Here is a 21020-nt window from a genome sequence, read left to right as displayed (position 1 = left end):
GGCTTTTGATTCTATCAAAGAAAAATTCGGATCTATCGATGGCATCGTACACTCGATTGCTTTTGCCAATAAGGAAGAATTATCGGGTAATGTGACAGAGATTACTAGAGATGGGTTTCAACTAGCACAAGATATCAGTGCTTACTCCCTATTGGCAGTCTCAAAATATGCTGCTCCTTTGATGACAAATGGCGGTAGCATTGTAACGATGACCTATATGGGGTCTGAACGTTCGATACCTAATTACAATATGATGGGGATTGCCAAGGCTGCTTTAGAAGCTGAGGTACGCTACTTAGCGACCGAGTTAGCTCCGAAAAACATTCGCGTGAATGCCATTTCAGCAGGTGCGATCAAGACATTGGCGGTAACTGGCGTCAAAAATTATCAATCATTGCTTAGCCTGTCTGAGGAACGTACGCCTGACAAAGTTTCTGTTACGATCGAGGAAGTAGGAAACTCTTGCGCGTTCTTACTTAGTCCTCTGGCTACAGGAATTATCGGGGATATTATCTACGTTGATAAAGGGGTTCATCTGAGCTAAAACTCAGACTCCATAAAGCACGTCTTAGATAGACGTGCTTTTTATTATGCAAAAAAGCCACTCGCAATGAGCGGCTTCTTTTCTAAATGAATTTAAAAATTCTATCTGTGTGATAGGGATATCGCTTGCTATAGAATTTCATTGAACTTCCTCCAACCGATTAACGATGGCTAAAGTAGCCTTCAAGAATCAAAGAACTAAGGTGAATACCACTAAAAAAATTAAGATGATACCCTTTACCTTCTTTTAAGCACTCTAAAAATCAGACTTCATAAATCCAGCCTTTCGGCGCTTGAACGTCTCCAAATTGGATTCCAACTAGCTCCTCGTACAATTTTTTTGTAACGGGACCCGTCTCTGTTTCACTATAAAATACATGGAAATCCTCTCCATTCTGGATTCCAGCAATTGGTGAGATGATCGCTGCTGTCCCACATGCCCCCGCTTCAGCAAATTTATCCAGTTCGTTTAAACAAACATCCCCTTCGATTGCTTCCAATCCAAAGCGTTCTTTTGCCAAATGTAACAATGAATATTTAGTAATACTTGGCAAGATTGATGGTGATTTTGGCGTGATGAATTGATTATCGTGCGTAATTCCAAAGAAATTTGCTGATCCAACTTCTTCGATTTTAGTGTGGGTCGCCGGATCTAAATAAATACAATCAGAAAAATTTCGATCATGAGCAAGTTGTCCTGGCAATAAGCTTGCAGCATAATTTCCTCCCACTTTGGCAGCGCCTGTACCAAAGGGTGCTGCGCGGTCATATTCAGAAACAATGAAGTTACTCGGTGCCAATCCGCCTTTAAAATATGGGCCCACGGGCATACAGAACACACTAAAAATATATTCAGGGGCAGGAACCACACCAATATTAGGACCTACACCTATTAGATAAGGGCGCAAATACAATGTCGCTCCAGTTCCATAAGGAGGAACATATTCTTCATTTGCTCGCACCACTTGCATCACAGCATCAATAAATTTATCTTCGGGAACATCTGGCATTTGTAAACGCGCAGCACTCTTATTCATCCGTTTTGAATTTTCATCTGGACGAAATAGGTTAATGTTTCCATCTTTGCGCCGATAAGCTTTCAATCCCTCAAAACATTCCTGTCCATAGTGGAGACAAGTAGATCCTTCGTTAATGGTGATCGTATTGTCTTCTGTAAGTTCCCCTGCATCCCATTGACCATTTTTCCAATGAGAAATATAACGGAACGGTGTTTTGATATACTCAAACCCTAATTCTTCCCATTTTATATTCACCATTTTATCATCCCCTTCTTATTTAAATGTTAGTCTATCATTTTCTTCCATTATTGTCATGGATTTTTTGAATTATAAGAATATTATGATTGTTATCAATCAAGTCGACAGAAATAGTAAAGATTGTTACACTATTTCTATTAACGTATAGGAGTGGCTTATGTTTTTATTGACAACACAAACAGTTGATTCCAGCAGCGGCAACGTGGTGGAACAAGCAACAGAACAATTATCCGTCTGGCAAAAATATTGGCAGACGATCGATTGGGATCGTGTCTTTTCAATACTCATACAAAAAGGATTGACAATTTTAGCGGTCTTAGTCATCTTTTATTTAATTAGAAAGATTGGAAGTTTCTTGATTGATCAATCATTTGATCGACAAAAGAAAAAAATGACAGATAATGCTACTAGAATAGAAACAATTCATGCACTATCTAAAAATATTTTTTCTTACACGCTCTTTTTCTTCTTTCTATATTCCATTTTAGATACACTCGGAATTCCAGTCGGGTCGCTTTTAGCTGGTGCAGGAATTGCAGGTATCGCTATAGGTCTTGGTGCGCAAGGCTTTACAAATGATATCATTACAGGTTTCTTCATTATAATGGAGCAGCAAATAGACGTTGGTGACTATATTCGCTTGACTGACTTGCACATTGAAGGGACCGTGACTTCTGTCGGCATCCGCATGCTTCAGATGAAATCTGCCGATGGGACGGTACATTTTATTCCAAATCGCAATATTACAACAATTAGTAATCTTTCACGCGCGCATATGCAGGTCAAAGTAGACATCCGAATTCAGCCAGATGAAGGGTACGATAGAATAAGTCATCTAATCGACGAAACCAACCAAAAACTTTCAAAAGAGTTTAAAGATGAAATCTTTGATGGTCCGACCCTCTTCGGGATGGTTGACCTTGGAAACAGCAATTATGCGATTCGTACTTTTTTATATGTAACCAATGGGAAACAATACAAACTTCAAGAAGAATTTCTCACAGCATATGTAAAAGTTCTCAATCAAAATGGTTTTACCATTCCAAATGATCCAATTGTTATTGGAAACTAAAAAACGAGGCTGTGACATAAGTCTCTAAGTAAAAAGCCAGTGAAATGACGAGAATTCGTTCATTTCACTGGCTTTTTTGGGTAAACTAAAAGAGTACGAGATGACGCTCGTACTCTAAATCATTCAACCCCCGAAAGGATCAAAATCATGCATACAAATTATAACATGAATCAACTCACTTTAGATATCACAACTTCTTACATTCCAAAAGAAGATAGCACGGCTTGGTTTATCAATGAACTTGTCGAATCCCTTGAAATCAAAGAGCCTTATCTTTTTGGTCGACCGCGGAATTATGATTTAAGCGCGATGTTAAAACTAGTTCTTTTCGCTTATACGCGGAGTGTATTTAGCAGTCGGAAAATTGAGCAATTAGCTGAAGAGAGCCTACCGGCTCGATGGTTGACGCAAGAACAGATCCCGACTTACCGAACCATTGCCCGTTTCCGCGTATCTAATGAATTAGAAGCATTGATCGAAAAGGGGCTTGATTCATTAATTCATTATCTTAGGGAGCAACAATTGATTACTCATTCAATTTTTATCGATGGGACGAAGCTTCTCGCGGATGCCAATAAATATAGTTTCGTCTGGAAAAAGAGCACAATCAAGTATGACAAAATGAACCGTGAGCAGCTCGTCTCTTTGATGTCTGAACTCAAAGAGGCGCATTTAGCGAGTCATGTTCCTGAAGGAACCTCACTCACATTAGATATGTTGGATGAAGTACTTACAAGGTTGGAATTACGGTTAGAAGAATTGGAACAAGAAGTACTTGAAACCAGAAAGGTTTCACCAAATCCAGCCAAACAACAACGCCGTAAATTAAAAGCACAAAAACGAAAACTAAGCGAACGTCGGGATAAAATGGCGGAGTATCAACAGCGCTTAGCTATTTGTGGTGCCCGTAATAGTTATTCAAAAACAGATACAGATGCCACCTTTATGCGTGTCAAAGAAGATCCTATGCGTAATGGGCGATTAAAGCCTTCGTTCAACCTTCAAGTAGCCACTAGTAACCAGTTCATTTTAGATTATGATGTCTATCAAAATCCAACGGATACGAAAACCCTCCCAGCATTTATAGAAAAAATGAACGGGGCGGGTCGACTTCCTAAGTATATTGTGGCGGATGCCGGATATGGCTCAGAACAAAATTATCGGTATCTTGAGGATGAACTACCGAATCATATCGCATTGATTCCTTACTCTACGATGTTGAAAGAGCAAAGTAAGAAATGGCAGTCGGACGAACGAAAAGTCATGAATTGGACGTATAACGAACAAGAGGATTATTACATTGATCCCAAAGGAGTTCGTTTCAATTTCAATACATATAGAACAGATACGGATAAAGTCGATGGGTTTGTTCGAGACTTCAAAGAGTACAAAGCAGAAAAATATACGGAAAATAAAGAAGTGATTCAAGAAGCGTTGACCCAAGGGGGCAATACACGCATCATTAAGGTCAATCCTTCGTTAGAATACTTTAAAGCAAAACAACGCACCTTGCTTTCAGAACCTGAAAATGGAAAAATCTACGCACAAAGAAAAATTGACGTAGAACCAGTCTTTGGGTGGATGAAGGCTTGTTTGCATTTCACTCGATACCATGTTCGAGGCCTAGAAAAGGTGAAAAAGGAAACGGGTATCCTTATCATGGCATTAAATATGAGAAAGTTAGCCGCAATGAAACGGCTTGGCACCTTGAGTACATAAAAATTGGCTTCCAGAAATCATTAAATGATTTCTGGAAGCCAATTTTTGTTCGATTAAGGATTACGACTTATGTCACAGCCTCGTTTTTAACTATCTTATGAGTCGTTTTTTTGCGTTAAAAAGTCACTATAACGTTTCTGATAACCATAATAGCCTAAACGATAGAAATCAACTGCTCTTTTAGCCTCAATAAAACTGTCGCCGACAAGGTGCAAGGCAAATTCAGTAAAATCCAATACAGCAGTTCCGTTTGCCGTAACAAGATTTCGATCGCAGACTGCTTGTTTCTCTAAAAAATTTTCAGGCATCTGATAGTTAGGAAAATCCCTCCAAAGAAACCGAGCATTGCCTGTGTGCATATACCCTTCAAGAAAGCCGTGTTGAGCTAAATAATCAACAGAACCGCATATCGCGGCCAACGGTAGCTGACGGTCCATTTGCTTCTCTATAATCTGATAAAGTGCCTGACTCTGTATACTCCATGAATGTCCACCGATTAATACCAACAAGTCAAAGTTGGATTCAATTTGACTAAAATTAAAATCCACGTTTGTTTGCAATCCGCCAATTGATTTTACTTGCGGTAAATTCGACGCCGTTCGCACTTGCCAATTTTCTCGTTGATTTAGCAAACTCATTAAATAAGCAGCCTCCCAATCAGCATAGTGATCAAGCAAAACAAACAAGGCCGTTTTCATACTATCGCTCCCTTCCGATTTGCTATACATTACTAGTTTAACAAAATCATGAAGGGAAATCTCTTACTAATTTGTACCACTTTTACCAACTTGCTTTTTTGATACCGGGAATTTGTCCTTTATGAGCGAGCTCACGAAATTTGATCCGTGACATCCCAAACTTGCGCATATATCCTCTTGGACGACCGTCAATTTGGTCTCGCAGCTTTAACCGATTCGGATTTGAGTCTCTCGGTAATTTTGCTAGTCCTTCATAATCACCCGCAGCTTTTAACGCTGCTCGTTTCTCTGCATAGTGATCAATCAACGCTTGCTGTTTATGCATTTTTACAATTTTTGATTTTTTTGCCATTTGTTTTCTCCTGTTCATGATTTATTTAATCGAGCTTAACCGTAACGGTTACTGTTTAAACACTTGATAAAAATAACACGCTAAAGAAGTAAAGTCAACTGATCCGTACTCTAAGTTCTTCGCTCAAAATAATCCAGCTTTTAAACGATAGTTAGTACAAAAAAAGAGACCTTAAATAGGTCTCTAGAGATTAGCTTGGTGTGTTCGCATGAAAAATTACTTTCGTTTCAGGGTTTTTACGTTCAAATTGATGAAACGTGTAATTCACTGCTTTTAAAATTTCCCTGCGAGTGACGATCCCACAAAATACTCCATCGCTGTCCAACACTGGTAAAAATGAGGCATTCACTAATAAGTGAAGCACATCTTCTAGTTCAGCATCTGGACGCATAACCGGTACTTCGGTGTTCATCACATCAGCAACTGTTAGTGTTTCCAAATTAGATGTATCGATACCATCGATTCCTAACATTTTCTTTACGATGTCATTTAAGCTTAATAACCCTACAAAATGATCCTCTTTATCTAAAACTGGTATGGTCGAGTAACCAGCTTGCGATAAGAGCAGTAGTGCGTGTTCCAAAGGATGTTCTTTTATCACGTTAGCAACATTCTCTGCTGGAATCATCATTGTTTCTTCGTGCTCCATCATTAATTCTTCGATTGCAGGACTAATCATATGGCGCCTCCGTTCTAATATCTTCACCTTATTTTACCTTATCGGCTAAAAGAAAGCGTTATTTATCCAAATGTTTAATAAAAATTAGGAACTATCGTTTAAAATCTGCAGCTAATTCTTCGATTAGTTGGTGTGCACGATTATAGAAGGTTACGTGGATTTCTTCGTCTTGACTGTCGATAATGGCATAACTTGGTATTTGTACAGGTCCACGAGGTTGGGATATGCTTCCGGGATTTACAAACAAGATATTCTTGTCATATTCAGCTACAGCTTGATGAATATGTCCAAACAAAGCAATTGTTGCACCCACTTCTTGGGCTTGCAACGAAAGCATGGTTAATCCAAATCGAACATTTGATAAATGACCGTGTGTCATATAAATGATGTCATTTCCAATTGAAAGTACTTGTTCTTTTTTATAGCCCGGATCATAGTCACAATTTCCAGCAACAACAGTAAAATGTTCCCACAATTCATCACTCGCCTTTAGCTCCGAATCACCGCAATGAAACATATGATCCACCATGTTGACGTAACGGTTGACAATTTCCACCAGAATATTGCGGTCTCCATGATTATCGCTAACAACTAAATACTTCATTGATTTCCCTCCAACCAAGTTTTCCATACTTTTTCTAACTCTCTCACAGCCATTCCTCGATGACTTATTTCATTTTTCTCTTCACTCGTTAATTCAGCAGATGATTTTTCATAGCCCGGCACGATAAATAAAGGATCGTAGCCAAACCCGTTCTCTCCTTGAGGGATTCGCCCAATACGGCCGTTCCAATCGGCTGATACCACGAGACTCTCTTTTTTAGGGGCTGCAAAAACAAGTGTACAATGAAAATGCGCTGTCCTTTTCTCATCAGGAACATCCGTTAGTTCATGTAATAGCTTCGCGTTATTAGCCGCATCGCTTTTTCTTTCCCCCGCAAATCGTGCTGAGAAAACTCCTGGCATTCCGTTTAATGCATCCACGACTAACCCTGAATCATCCGCTAATACAGGTTGCTGTAAAATCTGTGCAATTGTTTCAGCTTTTAATCGAGCATTTTCTTCAAAAGTTGTACCCGTTTCCTCCACATCAGGGAGCTCAGGATAATCTAATAATGTTTTCGTTTTATACCCTTCTTTACCAAATAAAGAAGCAAATTCTTTCGCTTTACCAGGATTTCTCGTGGCTATCACAATCGTTTTTTCTTCTGTTTCAATTTCAGAGAAGAGTGATTCTTTTTGAAAGGCAATCAATTCTTGAATAGCTGCTTTGCCGTGTAAAATTAGTGCATTCAACTCATCGTCATCGAATGTTGCTTCTTCGCCAGTCCCTTGAATTTCCACGAAACGTCCAGATTCAGTCATGACTAAGTTCATATCAACCGCTGCTGACGAATCTTCCGAATAATCCAAATCAGTGACTATCGTTCCATCCGGTAAAATACCAACACTAATTGCTGCTAAATGCTCCTTAATTGGGTCTTCTAGTAGCTCACCAGTTGCTAATAACTTGTTGATTGCTAGTCGTAATGCAACAAACCCGCCCGTGATGCTGGCAGTTCTGGTGCCCCCATCCGCTTGAATCACATCACAGTCGATGATGATACTCTTCTCACCTAACTTCTCTAGGTCAACCACTGCACGTAATGAACGCCCTATCAAACGTTGAATTTCCATTGTTCTTCCAGTTACTTTCCCTTTGGCACTCTCACGGCGATTCCGTGTGTTTGTCGCTCTTGGCAACATACTGTATTCGGCCGTTACCCAACCCGTTTCGCTGCCCCGTAAAAACGGCGGTACAGAATCCTCTAATGTTGCTGAGCAAATGACCTTTGTATCACCAAAGGATATAACAACAGATCCTTCTGGATGCTTGAATACATTCGTTTCAATCTTGATCGGTCGTAATTGTTGAATCGTTCTTCCATCATGACGCAAATTATTCTCCTCCTAAATCTATGTGAGCTACGTTTAAATTTTTAATGTCTAGCCATTCACCAGCAATGTCTTTGAACATTTTAGGTGAACCAGTCGTATAAAAAACTCGGGTTTTCTGCCCATTTTGTTCGTAATTATTCAAATTGAAGTAATCTAATAACGTACTGACATCGTTCACTGTCTCCGCACCTGAATCAATCAATGTCACCTGTTGCCCCATCACATTTTGGATGATCGGGCGTAACAATGGATAGTGAGTACAGCCTAAAATCAAAGTATCTAATTTTTCTTTTTTTAGTGGCACCAATGTTTGCGATACAATTTTCTTTGCTACAGAGCTTTCAAATTGATTACTTTCGACGATTGGTACAAATTTGGGGCAAGCCAGGCTGGATACATATATTTCGGGGGCTTTTTCCTGCAACTCATGCTTATAAGAGCCACTCTTCACAGTTCCCAATGTTCCTATAATTCCAACTCTGCCTGTCCTACTTGCCTTAACCGCCGCACGTGAACCAGGTTGGATAACACCAATGACTGGTATATCTACACTTTTTTTTATCTCCTCTAGTGCTACTGCCGTGGCTGTATTACAAGCAATTACAAGCATCTTAATATTTTTGCTCAATAAAAAACGAGTCATTTGCCAAGTAAACTTAATGACTTGTTCGGCTGGTCGAGGACCATACGGGCACCTTGCCGTATCCCCAAGATATAAGATTTCTTCATTTGGTAGCTGACGCATTGCTTCTTTGACCACTGTCAAACCGCCTACGCCAGAGTCAATAAATCCAATTGGTCTTTCATTTGACAAAATGCTCATTCCTATCTGATTCCAAGTATCACCTTATTTTCCACTTTTTAAAGAAATATTTCAAGCCCCAGAGTCTTAGTATAATAAAAGCGTTTCCTTTTGAAAGGATAACAATCAGTGCTAAACTATTTGTGAGAGAGGTGGTCAAAAATGGACAAAGAAAAACTAACCGAAACTATTGGAAAAGTTTCCGCTGGTGACCGAAATCAAGATCCTGCCAAAAAAGCAACTGAAGAGGAAACAGAGAAACACAACAGTGAAAAGCAAGAAAGTCCTGAACCGAGCCTTTTAGAGAAGCTCGGGAAAACTCAAGCAGGAGCCGTTTATGAAGATCCTGCAATGAAAAAAACTGAACGTGAAACTGAAAAAGAAAAAGAATAAGTTAACTTTCCTCAATCAGTATCAAGCACAATTGACCAATACGAACAAAGTGAAGCTCTCTTCTGGAATGAAGAGAGCTTCACTTTTTTAATAATTATATTTACTTGTTTCCAAGAAGCTAGAAACAAGTGATAGTACATAACATACAACAAAGTACATCGCAGTCATCGCAATAAACATCGGTATAACATAATTTGTATTTTGTCCATAAATGATTCTAGCATTGTGTGTCAGCTCCGGCAATGAAATAATTACCGCCAGAGAGGTATCTTTAATTAATGAAATTAGCTGACTCAAAATTGCCGGCAGCATTGACTTGAACGCTTGGGGAAAGACAATCACCATAAGCGTCTGAACGTAAGTCAATCCAGAAGACATGCCCGCTTCGGTTTGCCCTTTCGGAACCGCATTGAGTCCAGCGCGAAAAATTTCAGATAACATTGCCGATTCAAAAATCGTTAAAGCTGCCACCGCGGCCCAAAATATATTCAGTTTAATCCCTATTTGCGGAAGAGCAAAATAGGTGAAGAAGATGATTAGTAACAACGGTAAATTTCGAATGATATCAACAATTATCCCTACAATTTTTGACAGGATCGGAACATTACTAAATCGAACAGTTCCCGCAATGCCCCCTAAAATCATGCTAAATACAATTGAGACCACTGATACTTGAATCGTTACCCACAAACCGTCTAAAAGGAATCGTAAATTAATCCATGAAAAAGCACCATTCATATTTTCTACTCCTCCTTTCTATGCTTTCGCCCAATTCTTATCTAAGTAATTCATTAGATAAGACAAGGGCAAAGTCAAAACTAAATAGAATAAACCAACAATAATGTAAGTATCGAATGTATTAAAAGTTGTGCTCGCAATCAAATCACCTTGATACATTAAATCCAATCCTGCCACCATCGCCAAAATAGAAGAATTTTTAATCAAGTTAATGAATTGGTTTCCTAAAGGTGGTACCACAATTTTAAATGCTTGCGGCAGCACAATATAACGCAGTGTTTCTGAGTAAGAGAATCCTGAAGACAGACCAGCTTCCATTTGTCCATTTGGAACAGTTTGGATTCCAGAGCGAACGGTCTCGGCAATGAATGCAGACGTATATATCGTCAGACCGATTGTTCCTGCTTGAAAACCATCAAAACTATAAAAATACATTGGTGCAACTACATAGAAGAACATGACAATGATTAACAATGGAATATTTCGGAAGAACGCGACATACGCCTTTGCTAAACTACGAATGATTCGGTTATGAGACAATTGCAGGATTGCCATAAGTGTTCCAATAAGTAAACTAAAAACCAATGCTAATAAACTAGCATAGATCGTGAATTTAAAGCCGCTGGCAAATTCACCAGAAAATGTTTGAAATAATTGTACCATTAGAACTGCGCCCCCTTTTTCGCTCGACCTTCCGCATCTGCAGGGAACCATTTTTCAAAGATTTCATTATAGGTACCATTGTCATGCATTTTACGTAACGCGCCATTTACTTCTTTTAAAAATGCCTCTTGTCCCTTATTGATAGCAATTCCGTATGGCTCGTTCGTAAACGCACCACCTGTCAATTCATAATTATCATTTTCAGAAGCCATTCCTAATAAAATCGCATTATCCGTAGTCATCGCTTGCCCCTGCCCAGATTGTAATGCAGTGAACGCTTCAGCGTAATTTTCAAGTTCTAGAATGTTGGCATCTGGTGCATGTTTCCGGATATTAATTGTAGAGGTAGAGCCTTTGACAGCTAAAACAGTATCATCAGAAGTCAAATCTTTTATATCTTTTATATGACTACCTTTTTTAACTAACAATGACTGCCCTGCATCAAAATAGATATCAGAAAAATCAACTTCTTTTTTTCGGTCTTCAGTTATCGTCATAGTAGCGATAATTGCATCAATGTTCCCGTTTTTAAGTAATGGGATACGGGTTTTTGAGGTTACCTCAACAAATTCAGCTTTGCCATTTTCACCGAGAATCTCTTTTGTAATGGCTTTGGCGATATCGATGTCAAAGCCTTCCACTTTTCGGGTCTCGATATCCATCATACCGAATAAGCGAGTGTCATACTTTACTCCCCAAATAATTGTTGGCTCTTCTTTAATTCGTGTAGCAATATCTTCATTCGCTACGCTTTCTCCTTTACATCCTGACAGCATTAGCATAACCAGCAGCGGAAGAAGGAAGGAGATCATTTTTTTTATCTTCGACATAAGCCGCCTCCTAATGATTAATTACTTTGCTGACAAACAGCTGAGCACGCTCCTCTTTTGGCTTTTCAAAGAATCCTTTGATATCTCGCGTGTCTTCTAATACTTCACCATCAGCCATGAATATAATCCGATCCGCTACTTCTTTAGCAAAACCCATTTCATGAGTCACAACGATCATTGACATACCATCTCGTGCTATTTTTTTCATGACATTCAATACGTCACCAATCATTTCTGGATCGAGTGCGGATGTCGGCTCATCAAAAAGCAGCAAATCGGGATTCATCGCTAAACCGCGAGCGATGGCGATCCGTTGCTGCTGTCCTCCAGATAACATCGAAGGGTAGGAATCCTTCTTATCTAACATATCTACTTTATCCAATAATTTTTCTGCACTCTTCGTTGCTTCATCAGAGGATTGCTTCAAAACCTTGATAGGTGCCAAAGTAATATTTTCTATCGCCGTTTTATTAGGATAAAGATTAAAATGTTGAAAGACCATTCCTATATTTTTTCGAATGTCTTTTAATTTAACTTCTTTACTATGTAAATTTTTGTCATTCACTAGTAACTCGCCGGAAGAGATATCTTCTAAACCATTAATGCATCGAAGCATGGTACTCTTTCCTGAACCAGAAGGTCCGATAACTACTACGACCTCACCTTTTTCAAAAGACAGGTTAATATTTTTTAAGGCATGAAACTTTCCATAGTATTTCTCTACATGCTTAAATTCGACCATTGGCATGTCAAGCCACCTCTTTTTCCTTATCGTATTCTAATTTTTCCAATGTAGGTTTAATTATAAGCTAAATTTTTTTACTTTGTAAAGAAAAAAACTCAAGTACAAGAAAAAAAGTTCTATTAACTCCTGTTTTCATGTGATGTTTTTTAACATGGATATTGGTCTCGTTTTCGATAAAAAATTAGTTAAGAGTTGTCATGTTCCTCAAAAAAAGGTAGTATTTGAAGAAGCTATTGAAAGAATTTTACGAAAAGGTGAGTTAATGAAAAATATCATTTTGACTGGAGATCGTCCCACCGGACAATTACATTTGGGCCATTATGTCGGTTCTCTAAAAAATCGTGTACGTATGCAAGAAGATCCTGAAAACAAACTATTTATCATGGTTGCTGACATGCAGGCGCTGACTGATAATGCCAAAAATCCGGATAAAGTTTCTTCAAATATTTTGCAAGTTGCGTTGGATTATTTAGCAGTAGGTCTTGATCCGAAACGATCGACTCTATTTATTCAATCTCAAATTCCAGAATTAGCGGAATTAACAATGTACTATCTAAACTTAGTAAGTGTTGGACGCGTACGCCGCAATCCAACAGTAAAATCTGAAATTGAACAAAAGAAATTTGGCGAGAGCGTACCCACAGGATTTTTTATTTATCCTGTTTCTCAAGCATCCGATATTACTGCGTTTAAAGCCAACTTAGTTCCTGTTGGTGAAGACCAAAAGCCTATGCTAGAACAAACGCAAGAAATTGTTCAAAGTTTCAATCATACTTATGGCGATGTTCTTATCGAGCCAAAAGGTGTTTTTCCTGAAAAAGGACAAGGACGTCTTCCTGGGATTGATGGAAATGGAAAAATGAGTAAATCTCTAGGAAATGGTATTTATCTAGCGGACTCTGCAGATGTTTTAGCAAAAAAAGTCATGAGTATGTATACAGATCCAAATCATATCCATGTGGAAGATCCAGGCCAAGTAGAAGGAAATATGGTCTTTACGTATTTGGATGTTTTTGGTAAAGACAAAGAAAGAATCAGCGAGTTGAAAGAACATTATCGCCGTGGTGGTCTTGGAGATGTGAAAATCAAGCGTTACTTGATTGATGTTTTGGAGGCTGAATTTGGTCCAATTCGTTCACGTCGCGAAGAATATGCGAAAGATCCTGATGCAATCATGGAAATGTTGAAAGAAGGCAGTGAGAAAGCGCAAGCTGTTGCTGCTGAAACTCTAAAAGAAGTTAAACAAGCAATGGGAATCAATTATTTTGGTTAAACAAAAAACACTCGAAATTTTCGAGTGTTTTTTTACTTGCCTTAATTATCGACTTAATGGTAAAAATCAAAACGTCCTTTAGCCATAACCTCTTTGACGCCACCTGTTTCATACAATGAGCGGTCCATGATCGCCTTTTTAATGAATGACGCTGGATAGGCAGTAACTTCTGTTTTTCCAACAACGCCAAATGCATGCGTATTTCCTATTGAAGCTACAGATCCTAATGACTTAAACGAGAATGGTTTGCTAGGCTGTCCTTTTAATTGATTCAAGATATCTTTTCCAGCGTATGATCCCATCGCCAAAGCGATTTGGGCTGTGGTTGGATAAGGACGATTACTAGCAGGGTCCATAACTGCTGAAACATCACCTAGCAAATAAACGTCATCATGTTTTGGATCAGTCAAGTTTGGATTCACCATTACTCGACCACGACGCTCTTCAAATCCAGACTCGCCGATGACTTGACTGCCGCTGACACCTGTTGTCCAAATAATCGTTTTCGCATTTAGAGCTACTAAATCATTTTCATTATCTTTTGAATTTTGGTAAATTACAGCACCGGGTTCAACTTTCTTGATTGGTTTTCCTGTAAGCAGCTTAACATCCCACTTATTCAAATGGTCAATACAATACTTGCCAAGTTTTTCGCTAAACATTGGTAAAATTTTGTCCACTGCTTCTACACAATAAATTTGAATTTCTTCAGGTTTTACTCCAGCAATATCAGCAAAAGCCTTGCTGCCTTCCACCAAAGCCCCTACCAACTCGATACCGGTAAAACCAGCACCACAAACAACGATACGGAGATATTCTTCGTTTTTAGTTTCCTTGTACTTCTTCATTTGATCTACAATGTGTTTATGCACTTGATCGGCAGTTCTAACATCCACCATTTCTAAGGAGTTTTCCTTCACACCTGGAATACCGAAGGACTCAGATTGGAATCCTAATGCGACAATTAGGTAATCATATTGGAGGGTTTTATTTTCCAAATATACCTGTTTCTGTTCGGTATCGATTTTCTCTACTGTGTCCTGGATAAACGTTGTCTTATTGGAATTTACAACGTCTTTGATTTTATAACAAATTTTTTCGTCTGGCTGTGTACCGGCTGCAACTTCATGCAAACTTGTCGACTCGTAATGATAATCGTTTCGATCCACCAACGTGATATGCACATCCGCTCCGGACTTTTGTAATACATGCAGCGCGCGTAATCCTGCGTAACCTGCGCCTAAAATAATTATTTCTTTCATTTCTGTCTCCCCCTCTTAAAATAGAAACGTCAATGCAAAGCTGATGACTTGTGCGGCAGCCCCTACCGCTAAAATTCTTACTGCACAAATGAACGTCTCCCGTTTCACTTGTTTAGCAAGAAATAATTGTATCTGGTGATAAATAAATGATGCAACTAAAAATGTCCCCAGCATTGACCACGGGGCGATTCCTAAAATCACCGATAGCAAGATGGCTAAAAAAGCAGCCAAGTTCATTATCTCGAATAAACGGATTGCACGTCTTTTTCCTAAATAATGGACCAAAGTAAAGCGATTGTTCATTTCGTCTTCTTCTAAATCACAGATATTGTTCGCTAGCATCAAATTTGCGATCCACAACGTATTAGGTAAGGAAATCAAAAAAATAGCAGTGATATTAGTAAAATTCCATTGAAATACCTCGTACGTATTTAAGTAAACACACAAACAAGTGATCATAAATCCCATAGTGAATCCCGAGAAAACTTCACCCAGTGGAAGGCTCGATAAAGGTTTTGGACCGGAAGAATAAAAGATTCCGACCCCATAACAAAATAACCCCATCAATAAAAAAGGCCATCCAACTACTAACGTCAAACCGACTCCAATAAGTGCTGAAATAATGATCATACCGATCATCATCCGAAAAACTAGTTTAATATCTAAACTTTCTCTTCCAATAATATTGGTTCTTTCTCTATAGTCGTGAATTTCCGTCGCGTGGTGATAGTCGTTATAGTTATCCAATATGTCAACTGCCATATTAAAAATGAACATGGCGACAAAGTATAACAGAACTAACCCTAAATGAAGTTTGTGAAAATTATACAGGCTAAAACAAATCCCAATAAAAAAAGGCAGGACGCTCGCGGTTTTCGCTTTAAATTCCACGAGTTCCAGGAAAACGGTTAAAGTCATTTCACCCTACTTTCGTTATTTTCTTTTTCCTATTCTTCAAAATATTTGCTTACGTTTTATGTGTTTCGTCTCACGAAAGATTAATCAAGCATTCTAGTAGTCTTTCTACCAGCCATGCGATAAAATAAACTTGAAAACGTTGTTAGAAGGAGCCACTATGTCAGACTATTGGAATGAATACCCTGAAATTCAAGAAAATTTAATGCAAGTTAAAAATTTAATATCACAAAGACTTGTTATTAATAATAAATCGATTGAAGAGGCCGTCACAAAATTTTCTTCTACAGGAGGAAAAATGATTCGACCGGCACTCTTCTTTCTTTTCGCTGATTTTGGAGAGAACAAGAATCAAGAACAGTTAGTTAAAGTTGCCGCTTCATTAGAATTATTGCATTCTGCTACACTTGTCCACGATGATATTATTGATGACTCTCCCACGCGCCGAGCGATGCCTTCCATTCAATCACGATTTGGAAAAGATATTGCTGTTTACACCGGAGATTTTATGTATACTAGTTATTTTGAACTGCTTGCTGAATCTATGAGCCATACCCCCTTTCTTTTGAAGAACGCCCGTACAATGAAAAAAGTCTTGCAAGGTGAACTAACTCAAATGACTTGTACCTTTAATCCTGATCAAACGATTAGGGATTATCTGCGAAATATAAACGGAAAAACAGCCGAACTAATACGGCTTAGTTGTCAAGAAGGGGCTTATTTCGGTGGTGCAGACGCGAAATTGCAAGCACGCGCAAAACGAATTGGATCAGCGATTGGCTTAGCTTTTCAAGTATATGACGATATACTGAACTTCTCACTTGATTTAGAAAATAGTCAAAAACCAGTATTGACTGATGTGCAACAAGGTATTTATACGCTTCCCCTTCTCATTGCTCGTGACAACCAGCCAGAGATTATTCGTCCATATTTGAAAAATCCCGAAACATTAACGCATAAAGAACTGATTCAGTTAGCAAAAGATGTTTCCATGTCCGGCGGAATGACGGGTGCTCTTGATTTTGCGGAAATGCTGACAAAAAAAGCTTTGCGGGAAATTCAGGAGCTGCCCGATGGCGGTAATAAAAAACTAATCGAAAATGTTGCCAAGCAATTGGTAGAACGATCCTATTAACCCGAGAAATAAAATAGAAAACGAGATGGATCTTACTACTCACCTTTGAAAGGTTGAGTAGTTTTTTTGTCATTCGTTCAGAGTTCAGCCCTATAAAGATCTCTTTTTCTTCTTTTTATGTCATGTTAAAATAAAGGTGAAAATAAATAAGGGGTTATTATAGATGAACATTCACGAGTTGTATCAAAAATTGGAAGCCTCACCAGTGATAGCTGCGACAAAAAATCAAATAGACTTTGATGCTGCATTAAACTCAGAAGCGGAAGTCATTTTTATTCTTCAATCTCATTTATTAGAACTAGCCGATCTATCAAAGAAAATTAAGGAGCGGGGAAAAACAGCTATTCTACATGCTGACTTGGTGAAAGGATTGTCTTCTGATGAAACGGCCATCGATTATATTAAACAAGTCACCTCTTTTGATGGAATCATTTCCACAAAACCTTCTATTATAAGACACGCGAAGAGACATCGTCTGCTAGCGATCCAACGTTTCTTTTTATTAGATTCATCTGCATTGGAAAACATTGAGCGTCAATTAGGATATACAGAAGCGGATGTAGTAGAAATTCTTCCAAGTGTTTCTCCAAAAATTATCAAAGAGCTCGTCCATCATTCAAAAAAACCATTGATTGTTGGTGGGTTGATTCGAGATAAGGAAGACATTATGGGTGGTTTAGGCGCTGGATGCCTTGCGATTTCCACGACCGCAAGTGCTCTTTGGTCGATTTGATTTTAGGATTGTTGAACACCTTCAAAGGTGTTATAATACAGGTAACTTAATACCGCTAGAGATAAAAAGAGTATAGCAACAAACACCAACAAACATTGGTGCTTGTTCACTATACTCTTTTTTGTCGTACGTCAATTTGAATTAATAGACGATTTAGGAGGAAAATCTATGTATGATGTAATTGTAATCGGTTGCGGAATCGTTGGTGCCGCGACTGCCTATGAACTGAGTAAGTATTCCCTGAAGACATTAGTATTAGAGGCTGAAAATGATGTCAGCTTAGGCGCTACCAGAGCCAACAGCGCTATAATGCACGCGGGTTTTGATCCTGAACCAGGCTCTCTTATGGCAAAATTAAATGTTGAAGGCGCTGAACGCGCAAAAGAACTCTGTAAAAAGCTTTCTGTTCACTATGATCAAATCGGCTCACTTGTCGTTGCTTTTTCAGATGAAGAATTGTCTCTCGTCGAATTGCTTTATGAACGGGGCGTACAGAATGGCGTGCCCGGTTTAGAAGTATTGGATCAAAAAGCATTGTTAGAGAAGGAGCCAAATCTTTCCGAAAATGCATTAGGAGCATTGTTTGCTCCAACTGCCGCAATTGTTAATCCGTGGGAATTTTGTTTGGCATTAGCAGAAACTGCAGTAACTAACGGTGTAGAAATTGCACGAAATAACCGCGTGATGGCCATCGAAAAAAATCAAGCGGGTTACAAAATAACAACAAATCAAGGACAGTATCAAACAAAATATGTATTCAATGCCGCCGGTATCCATTCAGATGATATTCATACTATGATTGCTGCTCCTAATTTTGAAATTACTCCAAATCGCGGAGAGTATTATTTACTAGACAAATCAGAAGGATCGCTAGTCAACCATGTGATTTTCCAGTGCCCTTCTAGTGTTGGTAAAGGTGTTTTAATCAGCCCTACTGTTCATGGGAATTTAGTCGTCGGGCCGAATTCTGAAAAAATCTTTAAAGACGAGCTGGATACTGGAAGAGATACCGGCAACACGGTCCAAGGTTTAAATTTTGTTGCGAATTTAGCAAAAAAATCGATTCCTGCTTTGAATTTGCGCCAATCTATTCGGAATTTTTCAGGCGTTCGAGCAAATAATTCTACAGATGATTTTGTTTTACAAGAAGTAGATTTTGGTTTTATTGATTTAGCTGGCATTAAGTCTCCTGGACTCACCTCTGCACCCGCAATTGCTGTTTATGGTATCTCGTTACTTGAAAAATCTGTTCAAAAAAAGTTTGATAAAAAACAATCATTTATAGATTCTCGTAAAAAAATTGTTTTCCAAGAACTCAGTCTAGATGAAAAAAATAGTCTTATTTCTGACAATAAAGACTATGGTCGAGTGATTTGCCGCTGCGAAACAATCACTGAGGGTGAAATCAGAGCTGCTGCTCATTCCCCTATTCCTCCCGTTTCAGTGGATGGAATCAAGCGCAGATGCAACGCTGGCATGGGACGCTGTCAGGGTGGCTTTTGTGGGCCAAGAGTGGTTGAAATCTTAGCAGATGAATTAAAAGAGTCTCCATTAGAAATCTTACAAGATCATGAAGGCAGCTACCTCCTAGTAGAGGAAACGAAAGGTGGATACAAACATGCATGATTTGATTGTGATCGGCGGCGGTCCTGCTGGATTGGCTGCAGCCATGGCAGCTTATGAAAATGGGATCAATGATATTTTAATTATTGAGCGGGATCAACAATTAGGCGGTATCTTGAATCAATGTATTCATAACGGATTTGGTTTGCATTACTTCAAGGAAGAATTGACTGGACCTGAATATGCAGACCGTTTTATTAAAAAAATTCATCAAACAACTATTGAAGTCCTGTTGGATACGATGGTTCTAGAGGTTACTAAAGAGAAAGAAGTTCATATTGTAAATAAAGAAGCGGGTTATCAGATTTTGAAGTCAAAAGCAATCGTTTTCGCTATGGGTTGCCGTGAACGGACTCGTGGTGCAATAGGAATCGCTGGTAGCCGCCCTGCAGGCATTTTCACTGCGGGGGCCGCTCAGCGATATGTCAATATGGAGGGCTACCTCGTTGGGAAAAAAGTCATTATTTTAGGGTCCGGAGACATTGGACTGATCATGGCTCGAAGAATGACTTTAGAAGGTGCCGAGGTTTTAGCCTGTATTGAAGTGATGCCTTATTCTGGGGGGTTAACTAGAAACATTGTCCAGTGCTTAGATGACTATGATATTCCCCTCTATCTCTCCCACACAATTACGGACATTCGTGGAAAAAGTCGTGTAGAGCAAGTCGTTGTCGCCGAAGTAGATGAAAAACGACAGCCTATACCTGGTACGGAAAGAATTTTTGATTGCGATACAATTCTATTGTCTGTTGGATTGATTCCAGAGAACGAACTTAGCCGTGACGCCCAATTAGCGCTAGATTCAAAAACAAATGGTCCGTTTGTATATGAAAATATGGAAACCTCTGTTCCAGGAATTTTCGCATGTGGCAATGTCGTACATGTTCATGATCTCGTTGATTTTGTTACTGCTGAAAGCATAAGAGCAGGAAATTCAGCAGCTTCATTTATTTTGAATCACGAACAAAAAACAGAGACAACGATTGCCGTGAAAAATGGCGCTCACGTAACCTACGTGGTACCACAACATATTCGTCAAGAAAATATTGATCGCAGAATTGAACTATTCTTCCGCGTCAATCAAGTATTTGACGACAGTCAAATTGTGGTAAAATTACAAGGTGAAATTATAGCAAAGCTGAAAAAAAGTTATATCGTTCCCGGTGAAATGGAAAAAATGAAATTATCGAGAAAAGTGTTAGACAAAGTTAAGAATGGAGAAATGGAAGTGTGCGTGGAGGAGGTGTCAAAAACATGAAGAATTTTATTTGCATTATGTGTCCAAAAGGGTGCCATTTAACGGTAGATGAATCCAACGATTATCAAGTTAGCGGTCATAGTTGCAATAAAGGCGTAAAGTATGGAAAAGCTGAAGCCACTCATCCAGTACGTGTGGTAACTTCCACTGTTGCTGTATATGACGGACACACTCGTCTCTGTTCTGTAAAAACGGCGGATGGGATACCAAAAAACGCTGTATTAACGGCAATGAAAGAAATAAACAACGTGCAATTAAAAGCCCCCGTTCAGATTGGTGACATTGCAATTGAGAACCTTTTAGGAACCGGTGTTGATGTCATTGTAACGAGTGAAGTGCAAGCAAGCTAAACTGCTTTTTAAATACTGGTAA

At 38.9% G+C, this 21020-nt stretch carries 23 protein-coding genes; 10 read left to right on the top strand and 13 right to left on the bottom strand.

Going from position 1 to position 21020, the window contains the following annotated elements; genetic code table 11:
- Positions 1-544: SDR family oxidoreductase (locus A5868_RS07970; RefSeq protein ID WP_087654144.1), on the top strand; the 544-nt coding region annotated here is incomplete at its 5' end.
- Between the two features lie 262 nt (positions 545-806).
- Here the strand turns inward: A5868_RS07970 and A5868_RS07965 are convergent.
- A complete protein-coding gene (locus tag A5868_RS07965; protein ID WP_010780825.1) occupies positions 807-1820 on the bottom strand; it encodes a branched-chain amino acid aminotransferase in 1014 nt (337 codons plus the stop codon).
- A gap of 157 nt (positions 1821-1977) precedes the next feature.
- Between A5868_RS07965 and A5868_RS07960 the strand changes: the two genes are divergently transcribed.
- Positions 1978-2892, top strand: a complete 915-nt coding sequence (locus A5868_RS07960; protein ID WP_010780826.1) for a mechanosensitive ion channel family protein — start codon at positions 1978-1980, stop codon at positions 2890-2892.
- A 147-nt stretch (positions 2893-3039) separates the two neighbouring features.
- A complete protein-coding gene (locus A5868_RS07955; protein ID WP_086304605.1) occupies positions 3040-4611 on the top strand; it encodes an IS1182 family transposase in 1572 nt (523 codons plus the stop codon).
- A gap of 95 nt (positions 4612-4706) precedes the next feature.
- Here A5868_RS07955 and A5868_RS07950 read toward each other — a convergent pair whose 3' ends face one another.
- The 6 genes from A5868_RS07950 to racE all read right to left on the bottom strand — a co-directional run bounded on the left by A5868_RS07950 (position 4707) and on the right by racE (position 9101).
- Complete coding sequence (locus A5868_RS07950) at positions 4707-5309, bottom strand: DJ-1/PfpI family protein (protein WP_086303858.1); 603 nt, start codon at positions 5307-5309, stop codon at positions 4707-4709.
- An 82-nt stretch (positions 5310-5391) separates the two neighbouring features.
- Positions 5392-5661 (bottom strand): 30S ribosomal protein S14, encoded by a 270-nt coding sequence (gene rpsN / locus A5868_RS07945; protein WP_010780828.1) that lies wholly within the window; start codon positions 5659-5661, stop codon positions 5392-5394.
- Positions 5662-5851: 190 nt separating this feature from the next.
- Complete coding sequence (gene cbpB, locus A5868_RS07940) at positions 5852-6340, bottom strand: cyclic-di-AMP-binding protein CbpB (RefSeq protein ID WP_010780829.1); 489 nt, start codon at positions 6338-6340, stop codon at positions 5852-5854.
- Positions 6341-6431: 91 nt separating this feature from the next.
- Complete coding sequence (locus tag A5868_RS07935; protein ID WP_010780830.1) at positions 6432-6944, bottom strand: metallophosphoesterase; 513 nt, start codon at positions 6942-6944, stop codon at positions 6432-6434.
- Positions 6941-8278, bottom strand: coding sequence for a ribonuclease PH (gene rph / locus A5868_RS07930; protein WP_086303860.1), 1338 nt, complete (start codon positions 8276-8278; stop codon positions 6941-6943). The genes A5868_RS07935 and rph overlap by 4 nt, the downstream gene beginning before the upstream one ends.
- Before the next feature lies 1 nt (position 8279).
- Complete coding sequence (racE, locus tag A5868_RS07925; RefSeq protein ID WP_303393779.1) at positions 8280-9101, bottom strand: glutamate racemase; 822 nt, start codon at positions 9099-9101, stop codon at positions 8280-8282.
- Positions 9102-9242: 141 nt separating this feature from the next.
- Between racE and A5868_RS07920 the strand changes: the two genes are divergently transcribed.
- Positions 9243-9473, top strand: coding sequence for a hypothetical protein (locus A5868_RS07920; RefSeq protein ID WP_010780833.1), 231 nt, complete (start codon positions 9243-9245; stop codon positions 9471-9473).
- Between the two features lie 87 nt (positions 9474-9560).
- On the opposite strand, the gene A5868_RS07915 is transcribed toward A5868_RS07920, so the two are convergent.
- From A5868_RS07915 to A5868_RS07900, 4 genes are read right to left on the bottom strand one after another with little or no spacing between them, the layout of a single operon-like run.
- Positions 9561-10211, bottom strand: coding sequence for an amino acid ABC transporter permease (locus A5868_RS07915; protein ID WP_087654143.1), 651 nt, complete (start codon positions 10209-10211; stop codon positions 9561-9563).
- Between the two features lie 18 nt (positions 10212-10229).
- Positions 10230-10874, bottom strand: coding sequence for an amino acid ABC transporter permease (locus tag A5868_RS07910; RefSeq protein ID WP_010780835.1), 645 nt, complete (start codon positions 10872-10874; stop codon positions 10230-10232).
- Positions 10874-11704 (bottom strand): transporter substrate-binding domain-containing protein, encoded by an 831-nt coding sequence (locus tag A5868_RS07905; protein WP_086303864.1) that lies wholly within the window; start codon positions 11702-11704, stop codon positions 10874-10876. The genes A5868_RS07910 and A5868_RS07905 overlap by 1 nt, the downstream gene beginning before the upstream one ends.
- 10 nt (positions 11705-11714) lie before the next feature.
- Positions 11715-12452 carry an amino acid ABC transporter ATP-binding protein gene (locus A5868_RS07900; protein ID WP_010780837.1) on the bottom strand — a complete coding sequence of 246 codons (738 nt, stop codon included), beginning with the start codon at positions 12450-12452 and terminating at the stop codon, positions 11715-11717.
- Positions 12453-12711: 259 nt separating this feature from the next.
- On the opposite strand from A5868_RS07900, the gene trpS reads away from it, so the two are divergent.
- Complete coding sequence (gene trpS / locus A5868_RS07895; protein ID WP_086304443.1) at positions 12712-13722, top strand: tryptophan--tRNA ligase; 1011 nt, start codon at positions 12712-12714, stop codon at positions 13720-13722.
- Positions 13723-13775: 53 nt separating this feature from the next.
- Here trpS and A5868_RS07890 read toward each other — a convergent pair whose 3' ends face one another.
- Both A5868_RS07890 and A5868_RS07885 read right to left on the bottom strand, forming a co-directional pair.
- Positions 13776-14984: an NAD(P)/FAD-dependent oxidoreductase gene (locus tag A5868_RS07890; RefSeq protein WP_010780839.1), complete on the bottom strand. Its 1209-nt coding sequence runs from the start codon at positions 14982-14984 to the stop codon at positions 13776-13778.
- Positions 14985-14999: 15 nt separating this feature from the next.
- Complete coding sequence (locus tag A5868_RS07885) at positions 15000-15902, bottom strand: prenyltransferase (protein WP_086303866.1); 903 nt, start codon at positions 15900-15902, stop codon at positions 15000-15002.
- A 157-nt stretch (positions 15903-16059) separates the two neighbouring features.
- Here A5868_RS07885 and A5868_RS07880 point away from each other — a divergent pair, with 157 nt between their 5' ends.
- From A5868_RS07880 to A5868_RS07860, 5 genes are all read left to right on the top strand, one after another.
- The gene (locus tag A5868_RS07880; RefSeq protein ID WP_086303868.1) at positions 16060-17034 is read left to right on the top strand and encodes a polyprenyl synthetase family protein; all 975 of its coding nucleotides are present in this window, start codon (positions 16060-16062) and stop codon (positions 17032-17034) included.
- 163 nt (positions 17035-17197) lie between these two features.
- A complete protein-coding gene (locus A5868_RS07875; protein ID WP_086303870.1) occupies positions 17198-17767 on the top strand; it encodes a glycerol-3-phosphate responsive antiterminator in 570 nt (189 codons plus the stop codon).
- Between the two features lie 168 nt (positions 17768-17935).
- Entirely contained in the window at positions 17936-19393 is a 1458-nt protein-coding gene (locus A5868_RS07870; RefSeq protein WP_086303872.1) for an NAD(P)/FAD-dependent oxidoreductase, read from the top strand.
- The gene (locus A5868_RS07865; RefSeq protein WP_086303874.1) at positions 19386-20648 is read left to right on the top strand and encodes an NAD(P)/FAD-dependent oxidoreductase; all 1263 of its coding nucleotides are present in this window, start codon (positions 19386-19388) and stop codon (positions 20646-20648) included. Before A5868_RS07870 ends, A5868_RS07865 begins: the two co-directional genes overlap by 8 nt.
- Positions 20645-20998, top strand: coding sequence for a DUF1667 domain-containing protein (locus tag A5868_RS07860; RefSeq protein WP_010780845.1), 354 nt, complete (start codon positions 20645-20647; stop codon positions 20996-20998). Before A5868_RS07865 ends, A5868_RS07860 begins: the two co-directional genes overlap by 4 nt.
- Positions 20999-21020: the final 22 nt, after the last annotated feature.

The organism is Enterococcus sp. 12F9_DIV0723, assembly GCF_002174375.1.
Classification (GTDB): Bacteria; Bacillota; Bacilli; order Lactobacillales; family Enterococcaceae; genus Enterococcus_A; species Enterococcus_A gilvus.
This window is presented reverse-complemented; position numbering and strand designations above follow the sequence as displayed.

What these genes read in the sequence shown, in the direction of transcription:
- A5868_RS07865 (WP_086303874.1), top strand. Translation starts at nt 19,386, where the DNA reads ATGCATGATTTGATTGTGATCGGCGGCGGTCCTGCTGGATTGGCTGCA.
- trpS (WP_086304443.1), top strand. Translation starts at nt 12,712, where the DNA reads ATGAAAAATATCATTTTGACTGGAGATCGTCCCACCGGACAATTACAT.
- A5868_RS07905 (WP_086303864.1), bottom strand. Translation starts at nt 11,704, where the DNA reads ATGTCGAAGATAAAAAAAATGATCTCCTTCCTTCTTCCGCTGCTGGTT.
- A5868_RS07910 (WP_010780835.1), bottom strand. Translation starts at nt 10,874, where the DNA reads ATGGTACAATTATTTCAAACATTTTCTGGTGAATTTGCCAGCGGCTTT.
- A5868_RS07965 (WP_010780825.1), bottom strand. Translation starts at nt 1,820, where the DNA reads ATGGTGAATATAAAATGGGAAGAATTAGGGTTTGAGTATATCAAAACA.
- A5868_RS07900 (WP_010780837.1), bottom strand. Translation starts at nt 12,452, where the DNA reads ATGCCAATGGTCGAATTTAAGCATGTAGAGAAATACTATGGAAAGTTT.
- A5868_RS07950 (WP_086303858.1), bottom strand. Translation starts at nt 5,309, where the DNA reads ATGAAAACGGCCTTGTTTGTTTTGCTTGATCACTATGCTGATTGGGAG.
- cbpB (WP_010780829.1), bottom strand. Translation starts at nt 6,340, where the DNA reads ATGATTAGTCCTGCAATCGAAGAATTAATGATGGAGCACGAAGAAACA.
- A5868_RS07885 (WP_086303866.1), bottom strand. Translation starts at nt 15,902, where the DNA reads ATGACTTTAACCGTTTTCCTGGAACTCGTGGAATTTAAAGCGAAAACC.
- rpsN (WP_010780828.1), bottom strand. Translation starts at nt 5,661, where the DNA reads ATGGCAAAAAAATCAAAAATTGTAAAAATGCATAAACAGCAAGCGTTG.
- A5868_RS07870 (WP_086303872.1), top strand. Translation starts at nt 17,936, where the DNA reads ATGTATGATGTAATTGTAATCGGTTGCGGAATCGTTGGTGCCGCGACT.
- A5868_RS07875 (WP_086303870.1), top strand. Translation starts at nt 17,198, where the DNA reads ATGAACATTCACGAGTTGTATCAAAAATTGGAAGCCTCACCAGTGATA.
- racE (WP_303393779.1), bottom strand. Translation starts at nt 9,101, where the DNA reads ATGAGCATTTTGTCAAATGAAAGACCAATTGGATTTATTGACTCTGGC.
- A5868_RS07920 (WP_010780833.1), top strand. Translation starts at nt 9,243, where the DNA reads ATGGACAAAGAAAAACTAACCGAAACTATTGGAAAAGTTTCCGCTGGT.
- A5868_RS07890 (WP_010780839.1), bottom strand. Translation starts at nt 14,984, where the DNA reads ATGAAAGAAATAATTATTTTAGGCGCAGGTTACGCAGGATTACGCGCG.
- A5868_RS07915 (WP_087654143.1), bottom strand. Translation starts at nt 10,211, where the DNA reads ATGAATGGTGCTTTTTCATGGATTAATTTACGATTCCTTTTAGACGGT.
- A5868_RS07880 (WP_086303868.1), top strand. Translation starts at nt 16,060, where the DNA reads ATGTCAGACTATTGGAATGAATACCCTGAAATTCAAGAAAATTTAATG.
- A5868_RS07955 (WP_086304605.1), top strand. Translation starts at nt 3,040, where the DNA reads ATGCATACAAATTATAACATGAATCAACTCACTTTAGATATCACAACT.
- A5868_RS07960 (WP_010780826.1), top strand. Translation starts at nt 1,978, where the DNA reads ATGTTTTTATTGACAACACAAACAGTTGATTCCAGCAGCGGCAACGTG.
- A5868_RS07935 (WP_010780830.1), bottom strand. Translation starts at nt 6,944, where the DNA reads ATGAAGTATTTAGTTGTTAGCGATAATCATGGAGACCGCAATATTCTG.
- A5868_RS07860 (WP_010780845.1), top strand. Translation starts at nt 20,645, where the DNA reads ATGAAGAATTTTATTTGCATTATGTGTCCAAAAGGGTGCCATTTAACG.